Source organism: Bradyrhizobium sp. UFLA05-109 (assembly GCF_054185165.1).
Map to the genome: position 1 here is coordinate 20,350 of NZ_JBBIAR010000102.1, position 7,513 is coordinate 27,862.

Sequence of the window (7,513 nt, forward strand, 5' to 3'; positions counted from 1 at the left end):
ATGGCGAGGAGATCGGCGGGTCAGAGCGAAAGGTCGCGCTTGCGCCCAAAACTCCAGTCGACCCCGCCGGGACCGGCGATGCCGCTGACCTGTTTGCCGAGCTCACGCTCGAGCGACGGGGTCCAGGGCACGAGCTGGAAGCCTAGCCCATTGTCGATCATGGCAAAGCGACCGGAGGCGAGCGAGATCCTTTGGCGGTATACCCCGGAAATGTACTCTCCCGCCTCAGCGGGCAAATGCGCCAGCGCTGTTTCATAGGCCAGGCGCCGACCGACGCTATCGAGCTCACGATTGCGCAGAGTGCCAATCAGGTTGCGGCCCAATGTGACTTTGTCGCCATCCCGGCGCGCAAGCCCCTGCTCGACCAGCGTATCGATCCGGCGATCGAGCGCGGCCCGAACCTCGGCCCCGAATCCGCCGCGCGCAAGAGTGGCGGGCTCACGAGCGACGAGGCGCCGATCGAGCCAGGTCGCCCCTTCCGAAGCCACCTGCTGGCCGAGATTAAGATCTGAGCGGACGGCAAGCGCGATCCGCTGCCGGCCCCTCGTATCCTCGAAGCGACGCAGCTCGACAATACCGCCAAGCCGACCATCACCGGACGAATCGATATCGGGGAGCCTGAGATGATGCACACGCCCGTCGATCCCATCGACGACGGCGAATGCCGATCCCTTGAGCTCATCATCGAGCCCACGGGCGATAAGGCGACCGATGACGGGTTCGCCATGGCGTTCGCCTTCGAGCGCCCAGGAGGATGGCGCACGAGAGGCGCCATCCTTTGCGAGTGTCTTGTGCAGCCGCTTGATGATATCGCCGCGTTCCCCCAGCGCACGCAAGCGCAGCTCCGTATCAGGGGCAAGAACCCAACGCGCGGGACCGGCGGGCTCAGCGAGCCCCAGCCGCTCGAGTGTCCGCATCCGGCCAATCCGGATCTCGCGCAACGGGTCGGACCCGCCACCGCGCTCTGGCCGCAGATCGATCACCCCGTCCGTCCGTCCCGCTTCCCGAGCAAGCGCGCGGTCGAGCCGCGTCCAGCGCTCGGCCGACACCTCTGCCTCAAGGCCGCGCCGAACCTCAAGCTCCGATCGGGGACCAAGCTCGCGCGTAACGAGATCACCCGCGCGGGCTCGCAGGCCCTTGCTGATATAATCGCGGCTGATCACCAGATCGGAACTATCGTCTGCGCGGCCGCGCACAAGGATGTGGATATGCGGATGCTCAGTGTTCCAATGGTCGATGGCGACCCAGTCAAGGCGTGTACCGAGATCGCGTGAGGCCTGGTCCATCAACTCGCGCGTAAAGCTCCGTAAACTTCCCAGTTCGCCGGCATCATCCGGCGAGACGATGAAGCGGAAATGATGCCGATCGTTCTCGCAGCGCTCAACAAAGGCCCGGCCATCTGCGCCATCTCCGGCAGCATCGAATAGTTCACCACGCGATCCATCACGGGTGACGCCGTCACGCCGCAGGTAACCGACATGGGCCCGCAGGCTGCCTGGCGAGCGCATCCGCCGCACGACACGCGCCTTGACCATGGCACTGCGGCCTCGATTTTGGAGGAGCCGGTTGGCGCTAAGGGTCGCAGCGCGCCCACGGCCAAACCGGCCGCCACGACTGCCGGTACGACGTGAAAGACCCCCAGCTTTCTGCGCGGCTTGGAGCGCTTGCGCCAGGAAGGGCTTTGTTCGCGGCCCGCGTGTCGAGCCGATTCGGCCTGGGCGGATGCGGAAATCATCGTTGCCCGTCATCTTGGTCACCGCAATGTGGAGAAAGCTGAGCCAAAACCGCGTCGTGGCGAAAATGCCAATGTGTGCCGGATCTTCGCAATGTTTGGAGCGTATCTGAATTTACTGGCAATTCTCACCCGACCGACCGCCCGCACCTTGCGGCTTTTATCCTGCCATCCGCGGTCGGCTAGTCCCTGCTCCTTTCCCAGCACTCTCCAATTCGCGACAAACTTCGAGGATACGCGACGAAATGCGATTACGATCATCGGGACTTCCCTTTGGTTGATCGCGGCACAAAGAGCCGGCTCGCGCCAGGTACGAAGGCAATCGTTCCCACGTTCGCCAGGTCTTTCGGACTGTTCAGTGAATGCAGGGCTGATGTCGATCTTGGATCGACCGACGCGCCATCGGAGCGGTCAAAGAACAGTGCTGCCTGCCGCCACGGAAGAGTGCGTCGGACGGCTAAAGTCGCAGACTCGTCCTGTTTAATGCCGATCAACCTTACGAGCCTGGCGACGTAAGCCTGCGTTTCCCGAGGTAGTGGTCGCCCCGTCGCCAAATGCGCCTCGTACCGTTCCGGACCCACGTTGTAAGCTGCAAGAAATCCTGCCGATCCAAAGCGGTCGAGCAACTCGCGAAGATAGGCCGAGCCTGCGAGAATGTTATCGCGGGGGTCAAATGGGTCGGCACCGAGCTTGTAGCGAATACTTAAGGCGACCCAGGTCCGGAGCATGATTTGCATCAGGCCCAACGCTCCCCGAGAGGATACGGCGCCCACGTTTCCGCTGCTCTCGACCTGCATAACGGCACGGATCCAGTGCTCCGGGATCGCAAATTGGCGGGAGGCTTCAGCGACGAAGCCGGCATATGGATCGACATACTGGGAGCTGAGCGAATTGGAGCCGAGCGCCGGGATTGCGTTCTCAGCCCAAGTGTTCGACGAGAGTTCAGGAACCGATACGGCTCCCAAGGCGCAGACCGCCAATGCAAGGATTGAAACGCAGGCCCTTGCGCTCGCGAAGGAGACGGGTAGCTGGTTCGGCCGCTGGGTGGGAGGCCATCTCCGACAGGCACCGCGCACGATCGTCTTCAACAATTTGGCCGGGACGGAGGGAAGGTGTGGCGATCCATCGACCGGCGAGATTGCACACCCGCGAGGCAGGCTGAGCAACATCAATCTCCCTTTGTCCACACGGGTAGCGCTTGTCCGATCACGGCGGATGCTGGAATTGGCCCGAAGTAGCGGCCATCAAAGGAGTCCGCGGATTGCCAGTTCATGAGAAAGACCTCGTCTGGCGCGATGAGGCGGCATCCGAGCCAAACCGGCAGCGGCCGGCCACGTGCATCGCGCTCCCGCGCCAGTCCCATCTCGATGCTGTCGACGGAGACGACGAGGGCATGTCTGCAAACGGTTTGTCCCGGCAGCGCCAGGACGCGCTTGAGCATGGGAACGCCGGTCGGCAGATAACCGTTCAAGTCCAGGAAGCTCGCAAGTGGCTCGGGCGGGCGAACCGCCACGAGCTCAGTGACAGTCAATTGTCGCGCGGGTTGCAGACGATAGAAGCCGATCGGAACACTGTCTGAAGCGTTCCAGATGTACGATGGCGGCGCCTCCCTGTCCCCGCACAATGCGAGAGCGGCCGATCCGCAGACCGCAAGCATAATTGACAGTCGACCCATCAGAGCTCCCGTCTTCGGCGTTGCAGCCAAGCCTGATGCCGCGCCCGGGTGTAGGGTCGCGGGTTTTCGTTGACCGAGAGACGGTTGTGAACGTGATGCCAGTAGTCTGGCGCCGCATCTGCAGGATTGATATCAAGTGCTTCCACTGCATCAATCAATTGCAGTGCACGCTCGACCTTCGTCCATCCTGACAATCGCATCAGGCTTTCCCCGCCGGGATTGACCCAAGGGACGGTCGAATATCGCTGCCGGGGCGCTGCGGCGCGCAAAATGTCAATGCGGGACAGAACGGTTCCAAACTCGTTGGACGTCCAGCGCACGAATGCGAAAATGCTACCGGTCGCAAATGACAGAACGCGGCGGTGGCGGTCAATGATCTTTTCCGACACGGGCCGGCCGAACCGAATTCGGTTCTCGAACCGCCCTTCGACCCACAAGAGTTCGACGGTTGTGATATCGCTCATCTGGCGGCTCCTTTGTTCAGAGACGTCGCTGGTCTCCGCCAGCAGGCGCTTTTCCGCTGACGAATGCCTGCAACAAAATTGGCTGCGGCTGAGCGGTTGTGGTGAAACCCAGTTGGGCGTCGTTGCGGAATTCTCGCGGCGGTCATCTTGCCGATCGCAGACGAGAGGATCTGATCCGTTCGGAGCAATCCGAGGGACTCAGGATTAGCAGCGTTAAGCAGGCGGGAAGCGGTTGCAGAGCAGGTCCTTGGCCGCGATTTCCGTCCCCGATAGTACGAAGGTCCGGTCCCGGATGGCACGAAAAGTCTGGCCTCTGATAGAAGGATGCAATTCACAGGCTTTCCTATGGCGTCGAGATGCGCCCGCACCTTCGCAGCCGTTCTGCAAAGGGGACACACCTGAATTGGCGCGAAGTTCGATCGCTCTACACCTTCAGTGTCACTGGTGATGACAAGCCGATACCCGGACAGAGTTTGGCGACGGACGAACTGGCGCAGGTCGTAAGCAAAGTGCCTGAGCGGCGATCGGCCGTCGGACTTAGCGGGGAGCTGTACGAAATCAAAGCTGCAGCCGCCCGTTTGACGGCAGCCATGTTTTCGCACGAGGCGATAGTGCCTGCGTTCAAATCCGCCAGTTAGATCGAAGCAGGCTCGGTCGATGGTCAAAACGTGTGCGTCATTGAGAACACCCGTATAGAACCAGTTCGGTAAGATCAGTTCGATTCCGCAGGCATGGCGGTGCATATCTGCCGTTTCCTTATTCGTTGATCCAGGAGAAGGGGTGCCGTCGGCGCTCAGTGGGCTTACGATCGCGCCACGACCGTTGATGATTGCAGCCGATCGAGCGCAGCCTTGCGGCGTTCGCAGTCGCGCACGCTGCTGCCGCAATCTACGAAGATCAGGATCTCGCGTGGGGTGATCGCCATCAAGGCGGATGTTTTCAAGCCGGCATCCCGAGCCTCGACAATCGGCGAAGTGGCCCAGATCCAAACGTCCGCATCCCAACTCGGTTCCATGCCATAATCCGGCACAGCCTCCACGGGAATCATGATTGTCGCGGCGTCGAGGTCGATCGGCACAATCCGTTTCGATTTTGCCGGCGAGAACAACGGATATGCCGTCAGGTCTGACGCATCGCGCGGCACCGGATCGCCGGGCAATGAGCGAAACAGATCTGAGTTGACCGCGCTCTGAGTGACGTTGCCCATAAGCAGGGCATGTGTCGTTCGACATGGATCAGCGCCGTTCCTTGCCCGCATACGGAATGGGTGCGTGCCGCTTTGCAGGCAAGACCGTGCCTATGCCGGGATCGCTGGTCGATTTCTTTGCTCCGCGGTCCACCCAGGCTTTTAAGTCTTCGAGCGCATAAACAACGCGCCCACCGAGCTTGCGATAGATCGGCCCGGTGCCATAGGTGCGATGCTTTTCCAAAGTTCGGCCGGAAAGGCCGAGAAAGCGTGCCGCTTCGGGGGTTCGTAAGTATCGCGGCGGCAAGCCGGCGGTCGGATCGGACATTTGGAGGCTCCGTACTCATCTGGAGGGCTCGCGCGTCTGATCGCGGGCCGACGAGCATGATGGCGGAGTAGAAGAACTTAAGGGGATGCCGAAGATGGGGGGATGTTTTCGGCACCCCTGCTCTGTTCCCTGCGAGATGACGGGCAGAGCACTATCGTCGATCTCCAGAACTCAGCATCAACAGGTTACGCAAAGCGATAGTCAGCTGGTCGTTCGTGGGTTTTAGAGTTGCGCTTAGGAATCGTTCGAGGTCGAATTACTTGCGCGATGGCGCCGTACGCATTGATGTATCCTTCAACGGCTCGCAGCACCGACGTCAACTTCGCGGCGCTTGGGTAAATGAACAGAGCTCCTGGTGGACGGCGCGCGATTGTGCGCCACGGACGATATAAGGCGTCTGCGCCGATATCGAAAGCTGCATCGAGCGGCAGTTTGACCGGATAACGGGCAAAGTACTGATTGGCGTGTCTATTTCAGATAGAGGGTGCGTTGAACGGATAGGCATCAATCCACGCTCTGAATGTGATCGATCAAAACTATCAATTTTCGCCGATATTACGAATGGCAGATGATAAGGCTCAGTTTGGAGAGCTCAGAAATCGGGATGGGTTGTCATCTTCGCCACGGCCCTGAGAAGGATTCTAAGGTCTGCGGCGAGCATCGGTCGACACGAGCCCATTACGACCATCTTCCTTGCCTGGCGAGGTGAACGGCATGTGGCGGCTCGAAACGACGGACTTCCTCGGTCGCGTAGCCGCTTTTTCCAATAAACCACGGTATAGCTTTTCCGAGGCTCTCTAGACCGCTTAGTTCTGTGCGACTGAGCGATGTTTGGGGGCTCTGGCCTCGCAAGGAATTGGTCGCAGCGGATTGCAGGTGCAGTGGTGCAGTGCGTGGCTGGCTAAATGGAATGAACCTAGATCGTGCGAACCATGGATGGGCTCGTCTTCGAGGTCCCCTGCGAATGGGAGCGAAGATCGCAACCTGTCCGCAACAACACGATACAACCAGCAATGTATGTACACATTTCCTTAAATGGGGTGTGCCGCGTCTGCGTCGATCCGAAACGCGCAGTGGGCGGTCATGCAGCGAAGAAGCCAAAGCCAGACCACAATGTCATCGGATGTAGTCGCGGCATGATGTCATCGTCGTGGATGACACTCACTTGAGGATGGGGATGGTTGAAACCTATCTGAATCGCCATTGCTGGTGATGTTTCTTTCGACCGGACGAAGGGTTTAGGACGGGCGCTCGATCTGTCCAAAGATAGGATGTTGAATGATGAACCACGATGTAAGCCATTCGCCTGCGGTGTGCTTTCTTCTCGGTCTTCCCCGCGCGGGGACGACGCTATTGGCACATTTGCTTCAGCAGCACCCGGATATTTTGGCTCCGCCTGAGCCCTGGCTCATGTTGGCACTTGAGGCCTTCGGTAAAGTGGACCACCGTCACCCAGCCGGCGCATCTCTGGTTCAGACCGCAACCTCGGAGTTCTTGGGGCGAATAGATCGAACGAGCGTTACCCGCGCTTTTGCCGATGCAGCTTATGGCGGGTATTTGACCGCCGCGGGCAAACGCACCCTCATAGACAAGACGCCGCGCTATTGGACGGTGCTCGACTTTTTGGATACCCTCTATCCGGAGGCACCGCGACTCGTTCTCATGCGCAATCCCTACGCCATTGCCGCATCGCTGAAATCGACGTGGGGCGTCCCTCTCCTGGCCGCAAGTTCTCCGTCCGCGATCGCTTCGTGTCTCGCCGATATCGCGTTGGGCCAGCCCACGCCTGCAATCGCATCTTCTCTCGCCGATCTCGTTCTGGGCCTACCCGCGCTAGCAGCGTACCGCAGTCGACCTCGGACGCAGGTGGTACACTACGAGGCCCTTGTGGCGCACCCCGACGAGGAAATTCGGCGCGTGCTCGCCAGCCTTGGTTACGTTCCGATCGACATGGCATCGGCGCCGATGGGGCAAACTGACTATCTTCGGTCCAGCACTTTCGGAGATCGCAAGATCCTGGAGAGAAAAACCGTCGATGACCGCTCAGTGCAGGCTTGGCAAACCGACCTGAGCATCGAAGAGATGCAGGTCGTGACCGACCTGGTTGGGGCGGAGCTTTTGATAGAGC

The 7,513-nt window shown here is 60.1% G+C and carries 6 protein-coding genes and 1 pseudogene; 1 reads left to right on the forward strand and 6 read right to left on the reverse strand.

What is annotated here, in order from left to right; genetic code table 11:
• Positions 1-20 precede the first annotated feature (20 nt).
• From Q3C01_RS41835 to Q3C01_RS41860, 6 genes and pseudogenes are all read right to left on the reverse strand, one after another.
• Positions 21-1,748 carry a relaxase/mobilization nuclease domain-containing protein gene (locus Q3C01_RS41835; RefSeq protein ID WP_458151175.1) on the reverse strand — a complete coding sequence of 576 codons (1,728 nt, stop codon included), beginning with the start codon at positions 1,746-1,748 and terminating at the stop codon, positions 21-23.
• 241 nt (positions 1,749-1,989) lie between these two features.
• The gene (locus tag Q3C01_RS41840; protein ID WP_458151176.1) at positions 1,990-2,697 is read right to left on the reverse strand and encodes a lytic transglycosylase domain-containing protein; all 708 of its coding nucleotides are present in this window, start codon (positions 2,695-2,697) and stop codon (positions 1,990-1,992) included.
• 203 nt (positions 2,698-2,900) lie between these two features.
• The gene (locus Q3C01_RS41845; protein WP_458151177.1) at positions 2,901-3,407 is read right to left on the reverse strand and encodes a S26 family signal peptidase; all 507 of its coding nucleotides are present in this window, start codon (positions 3,405-3,407) and stop codon (positions 2,901-2,903) included.
• Positions 3,407-3,871 carry a DUF2840 domain-containing protein gene (locus Q3C01_RS41850; RefSeq protein WP_458151178.1) on the reverse strand — a complete coding sequence of 155 codons (465 nt, stop codon included), beginning with the start codon at positions 3,869-3,871 and terminating at the stop codon, positions 3,407-3,409. Before Q3C01_RS41850 ends, Q3C01_RS41845 begins: the two co-directional genes overlap by 1 nt.
• A 386-nt stretch (positions 3,872-4,257) precedes the next feature.
• A pseudogene (locus tag Q3C01_RS41855) lies at positions 4,258-5,103 on the reverse strand (replication initiator protein A); the annotation flags it as partial.
• 3 nt (positions 5,104-5,106) lie between these two features.
• Positions 5,107-5,385 (reverse strand): helix-turn-helix transcriptional regulator, encoded by a 279-nt coding sequence (locus Q3C01_RS41860; RefSeq protein WP_258768678.1) that lies wholly within the window; start codon positions 5,383-5,385, stop codon positions 5,107-5,109.
• A gap of 1,278 nt (positions 5,386-6,663) precedes the next feature.
• Here Q3C01_RS41860 and noeE point away from each other — a divergent pair.
• Positions 6,664-7,513: nodulation protein NoeE (gene noeE / locus Q3C01_RS41865; RefSeq protein ID WP_458151179.1), on the forward strand; the 850-nt coding region annotated here is incomplete at its 3' end.

Coding starts and splice junctions, on each gene's coding strand:
- Q3C01_RS41860 (WP_258768678.1), bottom strand. CDS start 5,385: ATGTCCGATCCGACCGCCGGCTTGCCGCCGCGATACTTACGAACCCCC.
- Q3C01_RS41835 (WP_458151175.1), bottom strand. CDS start 1,748: ATGACGGGCAACGATGATTTCCGCATCCGCCCAGGCCGAATCGGCTCG.
- Q3C01_RS41845 (WP_458151177.1), bottom strand. CDS start 3,407: ATGGGTCGACTGTCAATTATGCTTGCGGTCTGCGGATCGGCCGCTCTC.
- Q3C01_RS41850 (WP_458151178.1), bottom strand. CDS start 3,871: ATGAGCGATATCACAACCGTCGAACTCTTGTGGGTCGAAGGGCGGTTC.